The following is a 17,270-nucleotide window of genomic DNA, read 5'->3' on the forward strand; positions in this document are numbered from 1 at the left end:
ATGGCCATGCCGTTGCGCCAGACCGTGCGGGTCGGCACCTACCTCATGCAGCAGAAGCTGCTCAAGCGCCGGGACAAGTTCCCGCTGATCGTGGAGCTGGAACCGCTCTTCGCCTGCAACCTCGCCTGTGAGGGCTGCGGCAAGATCCAGCACCCGGCGGGCGTCCTGAAGCAGCGGATGCCCGTCGCCCAGGCGGTCGGCGCGGTCCTGGAGTCGGGTGCCCCGATGGTCTCGATCGCCGGCGGCGAGCCGCTGATGCACCCGCAGATCGACGAGATCGTCCGGCAGCTGGTCGAGCGCCGCAAGTACGTGTTCCTCTGCACCAACGCGCTGCTGATGCGCAAGAAGATGGACAAGTTCACGCCCTCGCCGTACTTCACCTTCGCGGTGCACATCGACGGCATGCGCGAGCGGCACGACGAGTCGGTGGCCAAGGAGGGCACCTTCGACGAGGCCGTGGCCGCGATCAAGGAGGCCAAGCGGCGCGGCTTCCGGGTCACCACCAACAGCACCTTCTTCAACACCGACACCCCGCAGACCGTCATCGAGGTGCTGGACTACCTCAACGACGAGCTCAAGGTGGACGAGATGATGATCTCGCCCGCCTACGCCTACGAGAAGGCCCCCGACCAGGAGCACTTCCTCGGCGTCGAGCAGACCAGGGCGCTCTTCCGCGCGGCCTTCGCCGACGGCAACCGCAAGCGCTGGCGCCTCAACCACAGCCCGCTCTTCCTGGACTTCCTGGAGGGCAAGGCCGACTTCGAGTGCACCCCCTGGGGCATCCCCAACTACTCGCTGTTCGGCTGGCAGCGGCCCTGCTACCTGATGGCCGACGGCTACGTGCCGACCTACCGCGAGCTGGTCGAGAAGACCGACTGGAGCAAGTACGGCCGCGGCAAGGACCCGCGCTGCGAGAACTGCATGGCCCACTGCGGCTACGAGCCGACCGCCGTCCTCGCGACGATGGGCTCGCTGCAGCAGTCGCTGCGCGCCATCACCGAGACCGTCAACGGCAACAAGGGCCGCTGAGCGGGGAGCCGACCTCCGGGTCGGCACCCCGGCCCCGGGCCCCGCGCCCGGGGCCGGCTCCGCCCCCGCAGCCAGGCCGGCCCGCGCCCGGGCCGGGTGGAGGCACCACCGCACCGATCCGAGTCGTGAGGTGAACCCATGTCACTGCTCTCCCGCGTCACGTCCCCGGCCGAGCTGCGCAAGCTCCCGGCCGTCGAACTGCCCCTGCTCGCCGACGAGATCCGCGACTTCCTGATCGAGGCCGTCACCCGCACCGGCGGCCACCTCGGGCCCAACCTCGGCGTGGTGGAGCTGACCATCGCGCTGCACCGGGTCTTCGACTCGCCGTACGACCGGATCGTCTTCGACACCGGCCACCAGAGCTACGTCCACAAACTGCTCACCGGCCGCCAGGACTTCAGCCGGCTGCGGATGCGCGGCGGACTCTCCGGGTACCCCGCGCGGGGCGAGTCCGAGCACGACCTGGTCGAGAACTCGCACGCCTCCACCGCGCTCTCCTACGCCGACGGCCTGGCCAAGGCGGCCCGACTGCTCGGCCAGCACGACCGGCACACCGTCGCGGTGATCGGCGACGGCGCCCTCACCGGCGGCCTCGCCTGGGAGGCGCTCAACAACATCGCGGAGGCGCGCGACCGGCCGCTGGTCATCGTCGTCAACGACAACGAGCGCTCCTACGCCAGGACCATCGGCGGCCTCGCCAACCACCTGGCCACCCTGCGCACCACCCAGGGCTACGAGCGCTTCCTCGCCCTGGGCAAGGAGGCCCTGCAGCGCACCCCGCTGGTCGGCCAGCCGATCTTCGACGCGCTGCACGGCGCCAAGAAGGGGTTCAAGGACGCCTTCGCCCCGCAGGGCATGTTCGAGGACCTCGGCCTCAAGTACCTCGGGCCGATCGACGGCCACGACCTGGGCGCGGTCGAACAGGCGCTGCGCCAGGCCCGCAACTTCGGCGGACCGGTCATCGTGCACTGCCTGACCGTCAAGGGCCGCGGCTACCGGCCGGCCGAGCAGGACGAGGCCGACCGCTTCCACGCCGTCAACCCGATCGACCCGTACACCTGCCTGCCGATCTCGCCCAGCGGAGGCGTCTCCTGGACCTCGGTGTTCGGGGACGAGCTGCTCACCCTCGGAGCCGAGCGGCCGGACCTCGTGGCGATCACCGCGGCCATGCTCCAGCCGGTGGGCCTGGCCCCGTTCGCCAAGGCCTACCCGGAGCGGACCTTCGACGTCGGGATCGCCGAGCAGCACGCCGTCACCAGCGCGGCGGGGCTGGCCACCGGCGGACTGCACCCGGTGGTCGCGGTCTACGCGACGTTCCTCAACCGGGCCTTCGACCAGGTGCTGATGGACGTCGCCCTGCACCGGCTGGGCGTCACCTTCGTGCTCGACCGCTCCGGGGTGACCGGGCCGGACGGCGCCTCGCACAACGGCATGTGGGACATGTCGATCCTCCAGGTCGTCCCCGGCCTGCGGCTCGCCGCGCCGCGCGACGCGGAACAGCTGCGCGCCCAGCTGCGCGAGGCCGTCGAGGTCGGCGACGCCCCGACCGTCGTCCGCTTCCCGAAGGGGAACGTCGGGCCCGCGGTGCCGGCCGTCGAGCGGACCGGCGGGGTGGACGTGCTGCTGCGCACCGGGCGGGCGCCGGAGATCCTGCTGGTCGCCGTCGGCACCACCGCCTCCGCCTGCCTGGACGCGGCCCGGCTGCTGCTCGCCGAGGGCTTCACCGCGACCGTGGTCGACCCGCGCTGGGTCAAGCCGGTCGACCCGGTGCTGCCCGAACTCGCCGCCGCCCACCGGCTGGTGGTCACCGTCGAGGACAACGGCCGTACCGGAGGCGTCGGTTCGGCCGTCGCCCAGGCGCTGCGCGACGCCGACGTGGACGTGCCGGTGCGGGTGCTCGGCCTGCCCCAGGAGTTCCTCGGCCACGCCTCGCGTGGGGAGATCCTGGAGGAGGCGGGGCTGACCGGGACCGGGGTCGCCGCCCAGACCGCCGTCTTCGCCAAGAACCTGCTACCGACCCGAGGAGCGAACCCGCGCCATGCCGGCTGAACCAGACCGCCCCGCCTTCGACCTCGCCGCGCTGATCGCCGAACGCGGCGGCGAGCGCTACGAGTTGCACGGCCGCTACCTCAACCCGCAGCTGCCGCGGATGCTGCGCACCATCGGCTTCGACAGGTACTACGAGCGCGCCCGGGGCCAGTACTTCTACGACGCCGAGGGCAACGAGTACCTCGACATGCTGGCCGGCTTCGGCATCTTCGCGCTCGGCCGCCACCACCCGGTGGTGCGCTCGGCGGTCCAGCAGGTGATGGACCTCGACCTGCCGGACCTGGTCCGCTTCGACTGCTCACCGCTGCCCGGGCTGCTGGCCGAGCGGCTGCTGTCGTACGCGCCCGGACTGGACCGGGTGTTCTTCGGCAACAGCGGCACCGAAGCGGTGGAGACGGCGCTCAAGTTCGCCCGGTACGCCACCGGACGGAAGCGGATCCTGTACGCCGACCACGCCTTCCACGGGCTGACCACCGGCTCGCTCTCCGTCAACGGGGAGAGCGGCTTCCGCAAGGGCTTCGACCCGCTGCTGCCGGACACCGCCGTCCCGCTCGGCGATCTCGGCGCGCTGGCCAAGGAGTTGAAGCGCGGCGACGTCGCGGGGCTGATCGTCGAGCCGATCCAGGGCAAGGGCGTCCAGGCGCCGCCGCCCGGCTGGCTGCGGGCCGCCCAGGCGCTGCTCCACGAGCACCGGGCGCTGCTGATCTGCGACGAGGTGCAGACCGGCATCGGCCGCACCGGCGAGTTCTTCGCCTACCAGCACGAGGAAGGCGTGCTGCCGGACCTGGTCTGCGCCGCCAAGGCGCTGTCCGGCGGGTACGTGCCGGTCGGGGCGACGCTCGGCAAGGGCTGGATCTTCGAGAAGGTGTACTCCTCGATGGACCGGGTGCTGGTGCACTCGGCCAGCTTCGGGTCCAACGCCCAGGCCATGGCGGCCGGGCTGGCGACCCTGGAGGTGATGGACGACGAGCAGGTGGTGGAGAACGCCCGCAAGGTGGGCGACTACTTCCGTGGACGGCTGACCGCGCTGGTCGACCAGTACGAGCTGCTCGCCGAGGTGCGCGGGCGCGGGCTGATGATCGGGATCGAGTTCGGCCGGCCCAAGTCGCTGAAGCTGCGCACCGGTTGGACCGCGCTCCAGGCGGCGCGCAAGGGGCTGTTCGCGCAGATGGTGGTCGTGCCGCTGCTGCAGCGGCACCGCATCCTGACCCAGGTGTCGGGGGACCACCTGGAAGTGATCAAGCTGATCCCCCCGCTGATCATCACCGAGCGTGACGTGGACCGGTTCGTGGACGCCTTCACCGAGATCATGGACGAGGCCCACCGGGGGAGCGGACTGATGTGGGACTTCGGGCGGACGTTGGTGAAGCAGGCGGTCGGCGGGCGCTGAGGCTGCCGGGGCCACTGGGGTCGGGATCGTGGGTGGCACGGTGTGGGAAGTCGACGGCACGGAGTGGGAAGTCGGCCGGGTCGACTTCCCACTCCGTGGGAGACACCGCGTCAGAGCTCGGTCCGGCGGCGCCGGATGACAACCACGAGGTCGACGGCGGCGAACAGGGTGAGCAGGCCGCAGGCCACGGCGAAGCCGGTGAGGGTGCCCCGGCCGGGCGCACCGTAGGCGGGCGAGAAGGCCGCCCAGACGGCGAAGCCCGCCGTGGCCAGCGCGAACAAGGGGGTGAAGGTGAGCGAGAGCAGGTAGCGGAGCTTGAGGTCGCTGCGGGCGGTGGCCGGCTCGGTGCCGCTGCGCCACCGGCGCGGGGTGGTGGTGCGCATGCCGTTCACCTCCGGACCGCGTGGGTCGGGCTACGATTCCAGCGTACGTCCGAGGAGGCGAGCCGGGGGAGGCGCGATGTCGGGTTCGGACGCGGTGGGGACGGGGTCCGGTGCGGCGGGTTCGGGTTCGGGTTCGGGCTCCGGTGCGGGGGCGGCGGGCCAGGACGGCGAGGGGTACGCGGGGCTGCGGATCGAGCGGGCCCGGGAGTTGGCCCGGCGGCACGGCTGGGCGTCGGTCCGGGTGCTGGAGCCGGGGGACCTGATGACCATGGAGTACCGGCAGGGGCGGCTCAACCTCGCGGTGCGCAACGGTGTGGTCGAGCGCAGCTGGGAGGGGTAGGACCGCGGTGACCCGTCGGCTCTGGTTCGGGCGGGCCCGGGTTCAGCAGAGCAGGTGCCGGCGGCCGAAGCGCCGGTGGAGCCGCTGTTCGGCGGCGGCGACCAGGGGTTCCAGCAGCGGCAGCGAGAGCAGGACGAGCAGTCCGGCGGCCCAGCCGGCCAGGACGTCGGTGACCCAGTGGGTGCCCAGGTAGACCGTGGTCAGACCGATCGAGCAGGCGGTGGCGGCGGCGATCACCGCGCCGGTCCGCCGCCAGCGGACGGCGAGGTAGGCGAGCACGCCCCAGGTGACCACCGCGTTGGCGGTGTGGCCGGAGGGGAAGATGGTGCCACCGGAGAAGAGCTCGGGCGAGCCGACGTACTGCGCGTAGTGCGGGCCGAGCCGGCCGGTGACGATCTTGACCGCGCCGACGGTGACGTTGAGCAACAACAGCGCGATGCCCATGACCAGCAGCGGGCGCAGTCGGCCGAGGCGGTGGGCCCGCCAGCCGAGCCAGACGAAGGCGGCGATCGCCGACGGCCCGCGCTGCCCGGCGACCACCCAGGTGTCGAGCAGCGGCTCCAGTCGGGGCCACCGCTCGTAGGGGCGCAGCAGCCGGACCGACCAGTCGAGGTCGACCAGCGCGGTGTTGAGCAGGACACCGGCCAGCACCAGCAGGTAGCCGGCCAGGGTGACGGCGAGGAGGGCGGCCTGCCGTCGGCTCATCGGCGGCCAGCCGGGCTCGCCGGGGTCGGGGCCGAGCGGGGCGAGGTGGCGCGCGGGGGTGGTGGGACGGTCCAGGCGGCCGGTCTCGGCGGTGCGGCGCTCCGGCCCCTGGCGCGGAAGGGGAACGGGGGTACTTCTGGATTGCACGGGGTGACCTTACCCATCCGGACAGGGCTATTCCGGTGGTAATTGTCATTTTCCCGGGAAATCGACAATTGGGCCGACCAGGGGTGGTCCGAGGGGTGATTTCCGCTATTTCAGGATCGAAAGCCAGTGTGGTCGTCGAATGGTTCTGCAAAAGCCCCGGTAAAGCAAACGGAGTGGGAGGCCGGTGCGCCCGGCTTCCCACTCCGTGGTAACCCTGTGTAGGTTCCGTGCTCAGTCGAGGGGGCCGCCCGCGACGTAGATCACCTGGCCGGAGACGAAGCCGGCGCCCTCGCTCGCGAGGAACGCGATGGTGTGGGCGACGTCCTCGGGCTGACCGACCCGCTGGACCGGGATCTGAGAGGCTGCGGCCCGCTTGAAGTCTTCGAAGTCCATGCCGACCCGGGCCGCGGTGGCTGCTGTCATGTCCGTGGCGATGAAGCCCGGGGCGACCGCGTTGGCCGTGATGCCGAACTTGCCCAGCTCGATGGCCAAAGTCTTGGTGAAGCCCTGGAGGCCGGCCTTGGCGGCCGAGTAGTTGGCCTGGCCGCGGTTGCCCTGGGCCGAGGACGAGGACAGGTTGACGATGCGGCCGAAACCGGCGTCGACCATGTGCTTCTGCACCGCGCGGGTCATCAGGAAGGCGCCGCGGAGGTGAACGTTGATGACCGTGTCCCAGTCGGACTCGGACATCTTGAAGAGCAGGTTGTCGCGGAGCACACCCGCGTTGTTCACCAGGACGACGGGGGCGCCGAGCTCGGCGGCCACCCGGTCGACGGCGGCCTGGACCTGCTCGGCGTCCGAGACGTCGGCGCCGACGGCGAGCGCCCTGCCGCCGGCGGCGGTGATCCGGTCGACGGTCTCCTTGCCGGCCGCTTCGTCCAGGTCCAGGACGGCGACCGCGTAGCCGTCGGCGGCCAGCCGGACGGCGGTGGCGGCGCCCAGGCCGCGGGCGGCGCCGGTCACGACGGCGACCCGGGGGGCGGTGCTCTGCTCGGTCATGCTCGCTCTCGTCTCTCTCGGGAGTGCCTCCCGGGGAGAGCCCCCGGAGAGGGTGGCCACACCCTACCGGCGGGTAGGGGGAGCGGCCAGGGTGGAGAGACGCAGGTGACGGTGGGTAAGGACCGACCGGTCGGCTTTCTGCTGAGAACGGGTTACTGCAAGCTGTTCGCAGCGAGTAAATATGCCAATGTTGCCGAACCTGCGTCTACTATCCGCCCCTGCCTGCCAGCAAGGGCCCGCCGTTTGTATAGTGTCCGCCAGCAGCCACCGGCTGCACGGCTGGAGCGCCCTCCCTCATAGCTGGACGCCCACTCGCCGTTACTGCCCCACCCGGGTGTCCCACACACACCGGGTGTGACATCGGGACGGATACATGGTGCTGGGGGAGATCCCGACAACCCGCGTGTCTACGCGACTGCAGCAGTCGCCAGGACACCTGATTCGCGTGGCACAGCAGGTCCACACCCGCTTGTGGTCCGAACACGTCGGAGCCGATCTCACGGCTCCGCAGTTCGCCGTGCTGCTGGTCCTGGCCCTGGAACCGGGTGCGGACCAGCGGACGGTCGGCGAGCGGGCCTCGCTCGACAAGGCCACGATGGCCGAGATGGTCGCGCGGCTGGTCCGTCGTGGCCTGGTGCTGCGCAGGCGCGACCCGGCCGACGGCCGGCGCAAGCTGCTGGCCCTCTCGCAGGGCGGCGCCCAGGCGGTGCGCGAGGCCACCGGTGGTGTGGTCCGCGTTCAGCGCGTCCTGTTCGAACCGCTCACGGCGGAGGAACAGGTCGAGATCGTCCGGGTGATGGCCAAGATAGCCAGGCTGGAGCCCGCGGCGGTCGCCGTCATCACCGACGCGCGGCCGATACTGGACGCCCAGCGGGCGATCGGCTACCTGATCAGGGTGAGCCAGCAGGTGCACACCAAGCTCTGGTCGGAGCACGTGGGCGCCGAGCTGACGGCTCCGCAGTACGCGGTGCTGGACGCGTTGGAGCTGGAACCGGGCGCCGACCAGCGCACGGTCGGCGAGCTGGCCTCGCTGGACAAGGCCACGATGGCCGAGATGGTCAGCCGGCTGGTGCGCCGCGGTCTGGTGCAGCGTCGGCGCGACCCCTCGGACGGACGGCGCAACCTGCTCTCGCTCTCACCGGCGGGACAGGACCTGCTGCACCGCTCGGCCGCTGGGGTGGCCGAGGTCCAGCGGCTGCTGCTGGCACCGCTGGAGGAGGGTGAGCACGAGGCCGCGCTCGCGCTCATCGCCAAGGCGGGCAGGCTGTAGGTCAAAAGTTCGCCACCGTAGCCAAAACGATTCGCCAAAACGCTGAGGGTCCATGGCCATGGGCTTTGGCGCATCGGGGCACACCGAAGGCCGCCCGCTCCTGTAGAGGTGCGGGCGGTCTTCGTGCGACCGGTGGTCAGCCGGTCGGGTGCTCAGACGGTTCGGGGGCCCGGGAGCCGGGACCCCGGGCGCGTCAGTTCCAGTCGAACTCCTGCGGGTCCGGGCCGATCCGCTTGCCGGTGGCCACGGCGGCGATCGCCGCGAGGTCCTCGGCGTCCAGCTCGAAGCCGGCGACGTCCAGGTTCTCCCGGATCCGGGACGGGGTGACCGACTTCGGGATGGCGATCACACCGCTCTGGAGGTGCCAGCGCAGCACCACCTGGGCGACCGTGCGGCCGTGCTTCTCGGCGATCTTCACCAGTGCGGGCTCGGCGAGCAGCTCCTTGCCCTGGCCCAGCGGGCTCCACGCCTCGGTGGCGATGCCGTGCTCGGTGTGGAACGCGCGCAGCTCCGTCTGCGGGAAGTACGGGTGCAGCTCGACCTGGTTCAGGGCCGGGGCGACGGAGGCCTCGTCCAGCAGGCGCGTCAGCTGCTCGGTGCCGAAGTTGGAGACGCCGATCGACTTGACCTTGCCGTCCGCCTTCAGCTGCTCGAAGGCCTTCCAGATGTTCAGGTAGCTGTCGCCGTGCATCGGGCGCGGCCAGTGGATCAGGTACAGGTCGAGCTGGTCGAGGCCGAGCTTGGCCAGCGAGGCGTCGAACTCGCGCAGCACCGCGTCGCGGCCCTGCTCGCCGGACCAGTCGCGGGTGCCCGAGTTCCACAGCTTGGTGGTGACGTAGAGGTCCTCGCGGGCCACGCCGCCCGCCAGCGCCTCGGTGATCGCCGCGCCGGTGCCGGCCTCGTTCTCGTAGATGGCCGCGGTGTCGATGGAGCGGTAGCCCGCCTCGATCGCGGCGCGGACGGCGGGGGTGGCCTCGGCGTCCGGGACCTGCCACACGCCGAAGCCGAGCTGCGGGATCTGCGCGCCGTCGTTGAGGGTGACGGTGGGGATGCTGCTCACGGGAAGAGGTGCCCTCCTGATTGTCCTGCTGTTCCAGTGGGGGCAACTGGTGTCCCGGTGTGATTGTTCCCGCCGAACGGGCGAATCTTGGGTGAAGCTTTGCGGGGGTTTGGCCTGGGCGGCGGCCGGCCGGTGACGGGGCGGAACCGCCCTGGTGGGGGACGTGCGGGGGGCTCGCGGGAGGCCTGCCGGGAGCCCGCGGGGGCGCACAGGGGGAGTGCGGGCCCGGCGCGTGGCGGGCGGGGCGTGGCGCGCGCGGTCGGCGGAGGAAAAACCTGTTGCGCGGATCACATCGAGGTTGGCAGGCTCGCGGCCATGACCTCCTGACTTCCGGGCCCTTCGTGCCCATTCCATGTCCGTCCGGTGTCCGCTCCGGACGCAGCGTCGATGTCGCGCCGGGCGCCGTGCCGCAGCGCCGCGCATCCTCCGCCCGCCGGCCCGGGCCGCCTGCCGCGTTCGGTCGCCGTGCGTGCTGTGCGCACGGCGCTGAGGCGTTCCGTGCGCCCCGGTCCCCCTGCTTCCCGGCTCCCCTTGCTTCCTGGCTCCCTCGCACCCCTGTGCGCCCGTGCCCTGCACCCGCGCACCGCTCGTATCGGAGTGTCATGCTGCTCACCCCCCTGCCGCTGGCCGATCCCGGCCGTCCCGACCTCTCCTCACCCCTGGCCTTCCTGCGCTGGCTGCAGCGCAGCCAGCGGCGCGGGCAGCTGCTCGCCACCCTCTGGGCGCTGATCGAGATGGGGGGCCAGGCCGCCCTGCCGATACCGCTCGGGCTCGGCGTGCAGGCCGCCGTGGACGGCGACGCCGGCGGGATCTGGCGGGCCGCCGGGCTCCTGCTGCTGCTGGGCGCGGGCGCCTCGGTCGGCACCGTGCTGTTGCACCGCCAGGCGGTCTGGAACTGGATCCACGCGGCCACCCACGTACGGCAGTTGGTGGCCCGGCAGGCCTCGCACCTCGGGGCCGGGCTGTCCCGCCGGATCGCCACCGGCGAGGTCGTCGCGGTCGGCAGCGGGGACGTCGAGCGGATCGGCTGGTACGTCGAGCTGGTCGCCCGGGTCCGGTCCGCGGTGATCGTCTGGCTGGCCGTCAGCGTGGTGGTCCTGACGGTCGATCCGGTGCTCGGGGCCGGGGTGCTGCTCGGCGTCCCGGTGCTGGCGGCCTCCGTCTGGCCGCTGATCGGGCCGTTCGAGCGGCGCTACGAGCAGCAGCGCGCCCTCGGCGGCAAGGCCACCGAGCTGGCGGCCGACACCGTCGCGGGGCTGCGGGTGCTGCGCGGCATCGGCGGCGAGGAGCTGTTCCTGGAGCGGTACCGGGCCGCGTCCCAGAAGGTCCGGGCGGCGGCCGTCCGGTCGTCCCGGATCTGGTCGCTGATGCAGGCCCAACAGGTGCTGCTGCCCGGCCTGTTCGTGGTCGGCGTCACCTGGTACGGCGCCCGGCTGGTGGCCTCCGGCGAGCTCGCCGTCGGCACCCTGATCGCGGTGTACGGCGCGACGGCCTTCCTGGCCGCTCCGCTGCGCATCCTGGGTGAGGCGGCGCACGCCTGGAGCGTGGCCCGGGTCTCCGCCGGGCGGGCCGTCCGGGTGCTCTCGCTGGACCGGACCACCGGTACGGCCGAGGCCGCGCTGGCCAGGCCGGACAAGGCCGACCTGCACGACCCGGCGAGCGGCCTGACGGCACGGGCCGGCGAGCTGACCGCGGTGGTCTGTGGGGACCCGGACTACGCCGGGGCGCTGGCCGAGCGGCTCGGCGGCCACGTCCCGTTGGCCGAGGGCGAACGGGCACAGGCCTCGGCGCGGCTCGGCGGCACGGAGCTGGACGCGGTGCCGTTGGCCGAGGCCAGGGCGGCGGTGCTGGTCCACGACAAGGAGCCGGTGCTGCTCTCCGGCACGCTGGCCGAGCTGTTCGACATCCCGTCCTCGGGGCGGGTCCCGGCGGCCGAGGCCCTCGCGGCGGCCCGGTCCGACGACGTGCTGGAGGCCCTGGTGGAGGGCTCGCCGGAGTGCGGGGGAGACCCGATGCGCGCCCGGATCACCGAGCGCGGACGCTCGCTCTCCGGCGGGCAGCGCCAGCGGCTCGCGCTGGCCCGCGCCCTGCTGGCGGACCCTCCGGTGCTGGTGCTGGACGAGCCCACCAGCGCGGTGGACGCGCACACCGAGTCGCGGATCGCCTCCGGGCTGCGGGACACCCGAGCCGGCCGCACCACCGTGGTGTTCGCGACCAGCCCGCTGCTGCTCGACCAGGCGGACCGGGTGGTGCTGCTGCAGGAGGGCCGGGTCGTCGCGGCCGGGCGGCACCGTGAGCTGATGCGGACCGAGCCGGCCTACCGGGCCGTGGTCACCCGCGACGAGGAAGCGGCCCGCCCGGTGGGTGGGGCCGTATGAGGACCATCGTCAACTTCCCTGCCACGCACGCGAGGAGTACGTCATGAAGCCCCCCGTCCAGGAGGAACAGGGGCCGGCCACCACCCTGCCGGTCGGCTCCCCGGCCGCCGTGCGCGGGTACCTGCTGCTGCTCGCGCGGCGGCACCGCCGCGGGTTCTCCGCGGTGGTGACACTGCACTCGACGGCCACGGTGGCCGGGCTGGTCGGGCCCTGGGTGCTCGGCCGCCTGGTCGAGTCGCTGGCCACCGGTACGGCCGGGTCCACCATCACGGTGGCGGTCGCCTGGTACCTGCTGGCCCTGGTGGCGCAGGCGGCGTTCACCGGCTGGTCGCGGATGCGCGGCGCGGTGCTCGGCGAGAAGGTGCTGGCCGACCTGCGCGAGGACTTCCTGGTCCGCTCGGTGGCCCTGCCGACCGGGGTGCTGGAGCGGGCCGGCACCGGGGACCTGGTCTCCCGGGGCACCACCGACATCGACCGGCTGGACAAGTCGGTGCGCGAGGCGGTGCCCGAACTCGCCGTCGCCGTGGTGTCGTTGCTCCTGGTGCTCGGTGCGCTGCTGGTCACCTCGCCGCTGCTCGCACTGACCTCGCTGGTCGGCCTGCCGCTGCTGCTGGTCAGCTCCCGCTGGTACTTCCGGCGCGCGCCGCAGTCCTACCGCAGCGAGTCGGCCGGGTACGCGGCGGTGAGCAACGTGCTGGCCGAGACGGTCGACGCCGGGCGGACGGTCGAGGCCCTGCGGCTGGGCGACCAGCGGGTCCGGCTGACCGACCGCAAGCTGCGCGAGTGGCTGGCCTGGGAGCGGTACACCCTGTGGCTGCGCTCGGTCTGGTTCCCGACCATCGACGCGGTCTACACGTCGGCGGTGCTCGCCACCCTGGTGCTCGGCGGGCTGTTCACCCTCCGGGGCTGGATCACCGTGGGCCAGTTGACCACCGGCGTGCTCTACGCGCAGATGCTGACCGGCCCGGTGGACCTGATCCTGCGCTGGTACGACGAGCTCCAGATCGGCCAGGCCTCGTTGGCCCGGCTGGTCGGCGTGCGCGAGGTGCCGGAGCACGAGGGGGACGAGTCCGCCCGGCCGGACGGCCGTCGGGTCGAGGCGAAGGACGTCCGGTTCGGCTACCGGGAGGGCGCCGACGTCCTGCACGGCATCAGCCTGGACGTCGCCCCGGGCAGCCGGGTCGCGCTGGTCGGGCCGTCGGGCGCGGGCAAGTCCACGCTCGGCCGGCTGCTGGCGGGGATCTACGCCCCCGGCCGCGGCAGCGTGACCCTCGGCGGTGCGGCGCTGGCGCGGATGCCGGCCGAGCGGGTGCGCGCGCAGGTCGCCCTGGTGAACCAGGAGCACCACGTCTTCGTCGGCACCCTGCGGGACAACCTGCGGCTGGCCGCTCCCGACGCGGACGACACCGAGCTGCGGGCCGCGCTGGACGCGGTGGAGGCCGGGGCCTGGGTGGACGCCCTGTCGGAGGGCCTGGACACCGAGGTCGGCTCCGGCGGCACCTCGCTGACCCCGCCGCAGGCCCAGCAGCTGGCGCTGGCCCGGCTGGTGCTGGCCGATCCGCACACCCTGGTGCTGGACGAGGCCACCTCCCTGCTGGACCCGCGGGCCGCCCGGCACCTGGAACGCTCGCTCTCCAGGGTGCTGGAGGGCCGGACGGTCATCGCCATCGCCCACCGGCTGCACACCGCGCACGACGCGGACGTGATCGCGGTGGTCGAGGGCGGGCGGATCAGCGAGTACGGCAGCCACCCGGACCTGGTCGCGGCGGGCGGTCCGTACGCGGCGCTCTGGCGGTCCTGGCGGGACGAGCGGTAGTGCGGCGGCCCGGGGCGGGACGAGCGGGGAGCGGGCCGTCCCGGTAGGAGGGGGCTTCAAACCCGTACGGGGCCGGATTGCCCCGTACGGGTTACTCCCTGGCCCGGAGGGGCGCGTAACCGGGCAAATCGGCCGCCCGGCCCGCAGACTGCTCCGGTGACCAAGATTTCAGACGGCTCGTCCCGCTCCCCGCGCGGTGAGATCGGCGGGATTCCCACGCGCTACATCGGGATCGGCGCCATCGTCGTCCTCGCCGTGTGGTTCCTGTTCGCCAACCTCGACAAGGTCAAGATCCAGTTCTGGGTCTTCACCGTCACCGCGCCGCTCTGGATCGCGCTGCTGGCCACGCTGATCGCGGGCGTCGCGCTGGGCTGGCTGCTGAAGGGACGGCGCAGCAGGTGACCACAGCCCCCGGGCCGGCTCCGGCCGGCGCATCGGCCTTCACCCCGCTGATCGAGATGCGCGGGGTCAACAAGCACTTCGGGGACCTGCACGTGCTGCAGGACATCGAGCTGACGGTGGGACGCGGCGAGGTCGTCGTCGTCATCGGCCCGTCCGGCTCCGGCAAGTCCACCCTCTGCCGGGCCATCAACCGGCTGGAGCCGATCGAGAACGGCACCATCCTGATCGACGGCCAGCCGCTGCCCGAGGAGGGCAAGGGGCTGGCCAGGCTGCGCGCCGAGGTCGGCATGGTGTTCCAGTCCTTCAACCTGTTCGCGCACAAGACCGTGCTGCAGAACGTCTCGCTCGCGCAGATCAAGGTCCGCGGCCGGCCCAGGGCGGAGGCGGACGACAAGTCCCGCGCGCTGCTGGAGAGGGTGGGCCTCGCCGATCAGGCGGCCAAGTACCCGGCGCAGCTCTCCGGCGGGCAGCAGCAGCGGGTCGCGATCGCCCGCGCGCTGGCGATGGACCCCAAGGCGCTGCTGTTCGACGAGCCCACCTCGGCGCTCGACCCCGAGATGATCAACGAGGTGCTGGACGTCATGCGCCAGCTCGCGAGCGAGGGCATGACGATGATCGTGGTCACCCACGAGATGGGCTTCGCCCGGGCCTCCGCGAACCGGGTCGTGTTCATGGCCGACGGCCGGATCGTCGAGGACCGCGCCCCGGAGGACTTCTTCAGCGCTCCTGAGAGCGATCGTGCCCGGGACTTCCTGTCCAAGATCCTGAAGCACTGAGGCGGCGCCGTGAACCGTGAGACGACGCCGGCGGCGAGGCCCGCGGGAAGATCTGTGGGAAGGCCCGTGGCGCGGGCGGGGCGGCGCGTGCTCGCCGCCGCCCTGCTGTTCACCGCGCTGGTGGCGGGCTGCGGCAAGCCCGGCACCCCGCCGCCCAAGGGCCCCCAGCCCAGCGCCCTGCCCAGCTACCAGGTGCAGGACGCCTCCGCGATCACCGGCTCGCCGACCCTGGACGCCGCCCGCGGCCGGGGCCACCTGATGGTCGGCGCCAAGGAGGACCAGCCGTACCTGGGCCAGAAGAACCCGGCCACCGGCGTGTACTCCGGCTTCGACATCGAGATCGCCAAGATGGTCGGCGCCTCGTTGGGCTTCCCGCCGGACCGGATCCAGTTCAAGACGATCGCCTCGGCCAACCGCGAGACCGCCCTGCAGAACGGCCAGGTGGACTACTACGTCGGCACCTACACCATCAACGACAACCGGAAGAAGCTGGTCGGCTTCGCCGGCCCGTACTTCATCGCCGGGCAGTCGCTGCTGGTGCGCAAGAACAACACCACCATCCACGGCCCGCAGGACCTGGACGGCAAGAAGGTCTGCTCGGCGGCCGGCTCGACGCCGTACCAGCGCATCCAGTCGCAGTACCCGAAGGCCAAGCTGATCGGCTACGACACCTACTCGGCCTGCGTGGACAACCTGATCACCAACCAGGTCGACGCGGTGACCACGGACAACGCGATCCTGCTCGGCTACGCGGCCAAGGTGCCGGACGAGCTCAAGGTGGTCGGCCCGCTGTTCTCGACCGAGCCGTACGGCATCGGGGTGCCGAAGAACGACACCGTGCTGCGCGGCGCGATCAACGACGCTCTGGAGCACCACATGCAGAACGGCGACTGGAGGAGGGCGTTCGAGGCGACCCTCGGCCTCTCCGGGGAGCCGGCGCCGAACCCGCCGCAGATCGACCGGTACTGAGAGGGCCGCGCCGTGAAAACGCTGACCGACAACTGGTCGACCTACTGGGACGGGTTCCTCGGCACGCTCTCGCTGTTCGCGGTGAGCGCCGTGCTGTCGCTGGTGCTGGGCGTGCTGATCGCGGGCTTCCGGGTCTCGCCGGTGAAACCGCTGCGGGTGTTCGGGACGCTGTGGGTGACGGTGCTGCGCAACACGCCGCTGACCCTGCTGTTCTTCATCGTGGTGCTGGGCCTGCCCCGGTTCGACATCACCCTGCCCTTCTACACCTTCGCGGTGCTCGCGCTGGGCTGCTACACCTCGGCCTTCGTCTGCGAGTCGATGCGGTCGGGCATCAACACGGTGCCGACCGGGCAGGGCGAGGCGGCCCGCAGCCTCGGCATGAACTTCGGGCAGACGATGAGCCTGGTGGTGCTGCCGCAGGCGTACCGCTCGGTGGTGGCGCCGCTCGGCAGTGTGATGATCGCGCTGGCGAAGAACACGGCGATCGCCGGCTCGTTCAGCGTCACCGAGCTGCTGGGCACCTACCGGACCATCAACGAGCTGGGCTACAGCATCATCTGGACCTTCGTCTGGATCGCCGTCGGCTACCTGATCATCACCCTGGCCATCAGCGCCGTCTTCAACCTGCTGGAACGACGAGTGGCGGTGTCCCGATGACGGTCGAATCCTCGGCGCTGTACGACATCCCCGGCCCGAAGGCGCTCTCCCGGCACCGGCTGTACGGCGGGATCGCGCTGCTGCTGATCGCGGCGCTGATCGGCTGGGTGGTCTACATGCTCTTCCACACCCACCAGTTCACGTACGCCAAGTGGCAGCCCTTCGAGTACCGGGGCGTGCAGGACCTGCTGCTGCGCGGGCTCGGCAACACCTTGCAGGCCTTCGGCTGGACGGTGCTGTTCGCGCTGCCGTTCGGCGCGCTGTTCGCGGCCGGGCGGCTCTCCGACCACCGGGTGGTGCGCTGGCTCGCCACGCTGGTGGTGGAGTTCTTCCGGGCCATGCCGGTGCTGGTGATGATCTTCTTCGTCTTCGTCGCGCTCAAGGTGCAGCCGCTCTGGGCGCTGGTGGCCGGGCTGGTGCTCTACAACGGCTCGGTGCTGGCCGAGGTGTTCCGGGCCGGCGTGCTCGCGGTGCCCAAGGGGCAGCGGGAGGCGGCGTTCGCGCTGGGGATGCGCAAGACCCAGGTGATGACGTACGTCCTGGTGCCGCAGGCCAACCGGGCGATGCTGCCGGCCATCATCAGTCAGCTGGTGGTCGCGCTCAAGGACACCTCGCTGGGCTTCCTGATCACCTTCGAGGAGTTCCTGCACGCGGGCAAGCTGATCGCCACCAACCTGGACTACGACCTGCCGTTCATCCCGGTGGTGATGGTGATCGCGCCGATCTACATCGGCATGTGTCTGCTGCTCTCCTGGCTCGCCCGCTTCGTGGAGCGGCGCAGCCGGCGCAGTCCGAGCGCGCGGGGCGGGGCACCGGTGGCCAAGGCAGGGGTGCCGGTGGGGCTGCCTCCGTCGGCGCAGCTGTGAGAAGGCCGGTTCGGGGCTGAACCATAGGTACGGG

The 17,270-nt window shown here is 71.9% G+C and carries 16 protein-coding genes; 12 read left to right on the forward strand and 4 right to left on the reverse strand.

Features of this window, described 5'->3' with window-relative positions; genetic code table 11:
• The 3 genes from hpnH to ACFVU7_RS28975 all read left to right on the forward strand — a co-directional run bounded on the left by hpnH (position 1) and on the right by ACFVU7_RS28975 (position 4,468).
• A complete protein-coding gene (gene hpnH, locus ACFVU7_RS28965) occupies positions 1–1,029 on the forward strand; it encodes an adenosyl-hopene transferase HpnH (RefSeq protein ID WP_049649487.1) in 1,029 nt (342 codons plus the stop codon).
• Positions 1,030–1,167: 138 nt separating this feature from the next.
• Positions 1,168–3,078, forward strand: a complete 1,911-nt coding sequence (dxs, locus tag ACFVU7_RS28970; protein ID WP_049649488.1) for a 1-deoxy-D-xylulose-5-phosphate synthase — start codon at positions 1,168–1,170, stop codon at positions 3,076–3,078.
• A complete protein-coding gene (locus ACFVU7_RS28975) occupies positions 3,068–4,468 on the forward strand; it encodes an aspartate aminotransferase family protein (RefSeq protein ID WP_388047958.1) in 1,401 nt (466 codons plus the stop codon). The genes dxs and ACFVU7_RS28975 overlap by 11 nt, the downstream gene beginning before the upstream one ends.
• Positions 4,469–4,578: 110 nt before the next feature.
• On the opposite strand, the gene ACFVU7_RS28980 is transcribed toward ACFVU7_RS28975, so the two are convergent.
• Positions 4,579–4,851, reverse strand: coding sequence for a DUF6343 family protein (locus tag ACFVU7_RS28980; protein WP_388047960.1), 273 nt, complete (start codon positions 4,849–4,851; stop codon positions 4,579–4,581).
• Positions 4,852–4,927: 76 nt separating this feature from the next.
• On the opposite strand from ACFVU7_RS28980, the gene ACFVU7_RS28985 reads away from it, so the two are divergent.
• Entirely contained in the window at positions 4,928–5,191 is a 264-nt protein-coding gene (locus tag ACFVU7_RS28985) for an I78 family peptidase inhibitor (protein ID WP_388047962.1), read from the forward strand.
• Between the two features lie 42 nt (positions 5,192–5,233).
• On the opposite strand, the gene ACFVU7_RS28990 is transcribed toward ACFVU7_RS28985, so the two are convergent.
• Complete coding sequence (locus tag ACFVU7_RS28990; protein WP_380777726.1) at positions 5,234–6,043, reverse strand: phosphatase PAP2 family protein; 810 nt, start codon at positions 6,041–6,043, stop codon at positions 5,234–5,236.
• A 231-nt stretch (positions 6,044–6,274) separates the two neighbouring features.
• The gene (gene fabG, locus ACFVU7_RS28995) at positions 6,275–7,042 is read right to left on the reverse strand and encodes a 3-oxoacyl-ACP reductase FabG (protein ID WP_049649491.1); all 768 of its coding nucleotides are present in this window, start codon (positions 7,040–7,042) and stop codon (positions 6,275–6,277) included.
• Positions 7,043–7,487: 445 nt separating this feature from the next.
• Between fabG and ACFVU7_RS29000 the strand changes: the two genes are divergently transcribed.
• Positions 7,488–8,312: a MarR family winged helix-turn-helix transcriptional regulator gene (locus ACFVU7_RS29000; RefSeq protein WP_053111942.1), complete on the forward strand. Its 825-nt coding sequence runs from the start codon at positions 7,488–7,490 to the stop codon at positions 8,310–8,312.
• Between the two features lie 193 nt (positions 8,313–8,505).
• Here ACFVU7_RS29000 and ACFVU7_RS29005 read toward each other — a convergent pair whose 3' ends face one another.
• The gene (locus ACFVU7_RS29005; protein WP_387819941.1) at positions 8,506–9,372 is read right to left on the reverse strand and encodes an aldo/keto reductase; all 867 of its coding nucleotides are present in this window, start codon (positions 9,370–9,372) and stop codon (positions 8,506–8,508) included.
• 602 nt (positions 9,373–9,974) lie between these two features.
• Between ACFVU7_RS29005 and ACFVU7_RS29010 the strand changes: the two genes are divergently transcribed.
• From ACFVU7_RS29010 to ACFVU7_RS29040, 7 genes are all read left to right on the forward strand, one after another.
• Complete coding sequence (locus tag ACFVU7_RS29010; protein WP_380777723.1) at positions 9,975–11,750, forward strand: ABC transporter transmembrane domain-containing protein; 1,776 nt, start codon at positions 9,975–9,977, stop codon at positions 11,748–11,750.
• A 43-nt stretch (positions 11,751–11,793) separates the two neighbouring features.
• Positions 11,794–13,566, forward strand: coding sequence for an ABC transporter ATP-binding protein (locus tag ACFVU7_RS29015; protein ID WP_049649494.1), 1,773 nt, complete (start codon positions 11,794–11,796; stop codon positions 13,564–13,566).
• 156 nt (positions 13,567–13,722) lie between these two features.
• Positions 13,723–13,968: a lipopolysaccharide assembly protein LapA domain-containing protein gene (locus tag ACFVU7_RS29020; protein WP_049649495.1), complete on the forward strand. Its 246-nt coding sequence runs from the start codon at positions 13,723–13,725 to the stop codon at positions 13,966–13,968.
• 47 nt (positions 13,969–14,015) lie between these two features.
• Positions 14,016–14,744, forward strand: a complete 729-nt coding sequence (locus ACFVU7_RS29025) for an amino acid ABC transporter ATP-binding protein (RefSeq protein WP_220450147.1) — start codon at positions 14,016–14,018, stop codon at positions 14,742–14,744.
• A 66-nt stretch (positions 14,745–14,810) separates the two neighbouring features.
• Complete coding sequence (locus ACFVU7_RS29030) at positions 14,811–15,713, forward strand: glutamate ABC transporter substrate-binding protein (RefSeq protein WP_387820559.1); 903 nt, start codon at positions 14,811–14,813, stop codon at positions 15,711–15,713.
• Between the two features lie 12 nt (positions 15,714–15,725).
• Positions 15,726–16,370, forward strand: a complete 645-nt coding sequence (locus ACFVU7_RS29035; protein WP_074004373.1) for an amino acid ABC transporter permease — start codon at positions 15,726–15,728, stop codon at positions 16,368–16,370.
• Entirely contained in the window at positions 16,367–17,236 is an 870-nt protein-coding gene (locus tag ACFVU7_RS29040; protein WP_117492528.1) for an amino acid ABC transporter permease, read from the forward strand. The genes ACFVU7_RS29035 and ACFVU7_RS29040 overlap by 4 nt, the downstream gene beginning before the upstream one ends.
• Positions 17,237–17,270: the final 34 nt, after the last annotated feature.

The sequence above is a fragment of the Kitasatospora sp. NPDC058046 genome (assembly GCF_042885595.1).
In the GTDB taxonomy this organism is placed as follows: Bacteria; Actinomycetota; Actinomycetes; order Streptomycetales; family Streptomycetaceae; genus Kitasatospora.

Bases quoted from the DNA above. Each gene is read 5' to 3' on its own strand.
- hpnH (WP_049649487.1), top strand. From the start codon at position 1: ATGGCCATGCCGTTGCGCCAGACCGTGCGGGTCGGCACCTACCTCATG.
- dxs (WP_049649488.1), top strand. From the start codon at position 1,168: ATGTCACTGCTCTCCCGCGTCACGTCCCCGGCCGAGCTGCGCAAGCTC.
- ACFVU7_RS28975 (WP_388047958.1), top strand. From the start codon at position 3,068: ATGCCGGCTGAACCAGACCGCCCCGCCTTCGACCTCGCCGCGCTGATC.
- ACFVU7_RS28980 (WP_388047960.1), bottom strand. From the start codon at position 4,851: ATGCGCACCACCACCCCGCGCCGGTGGCGCAGCGGCACCGAGCCGGCC.
- ACFVU7_RS28985 (WP_388047962.1), top strand. From the start codon at position 4,928: ATGTCGGGTTCGGACGCGGTGGGGACGGGGTCCGGTGCGGCGGGTTCG.
- fabG (WP_049649491.1), bottom strand. From the start codon at position 7,042: ATGACCGAGCAGAGCACCGCCCCCCGGGTCGCCGTCGTGACCGGCGCC.
- ACFVU7_RS29010 (WP_380777723.1), top strand. From the start codon at position 9,975: ATGCTGCTCACCCCCCTGCCGCTGGCCGATCCCGGCCGTCCCGACCTC.
- ACFVU7_RS29015 (WP_049649494.1), top strand. From the start codon at position 11,794: ATGAAGCCCCCCGTCCAGGAGGAACAGGGGCCGGCCACCACCCTGCCG.
- ACFVU7_RS29040 (WP_117492528.1), top strand. From the start codon at position 16,367: ATGACGGTCGAATCCTCGGCGCTGTACGACATCCCCGGCCCGAAGGCG.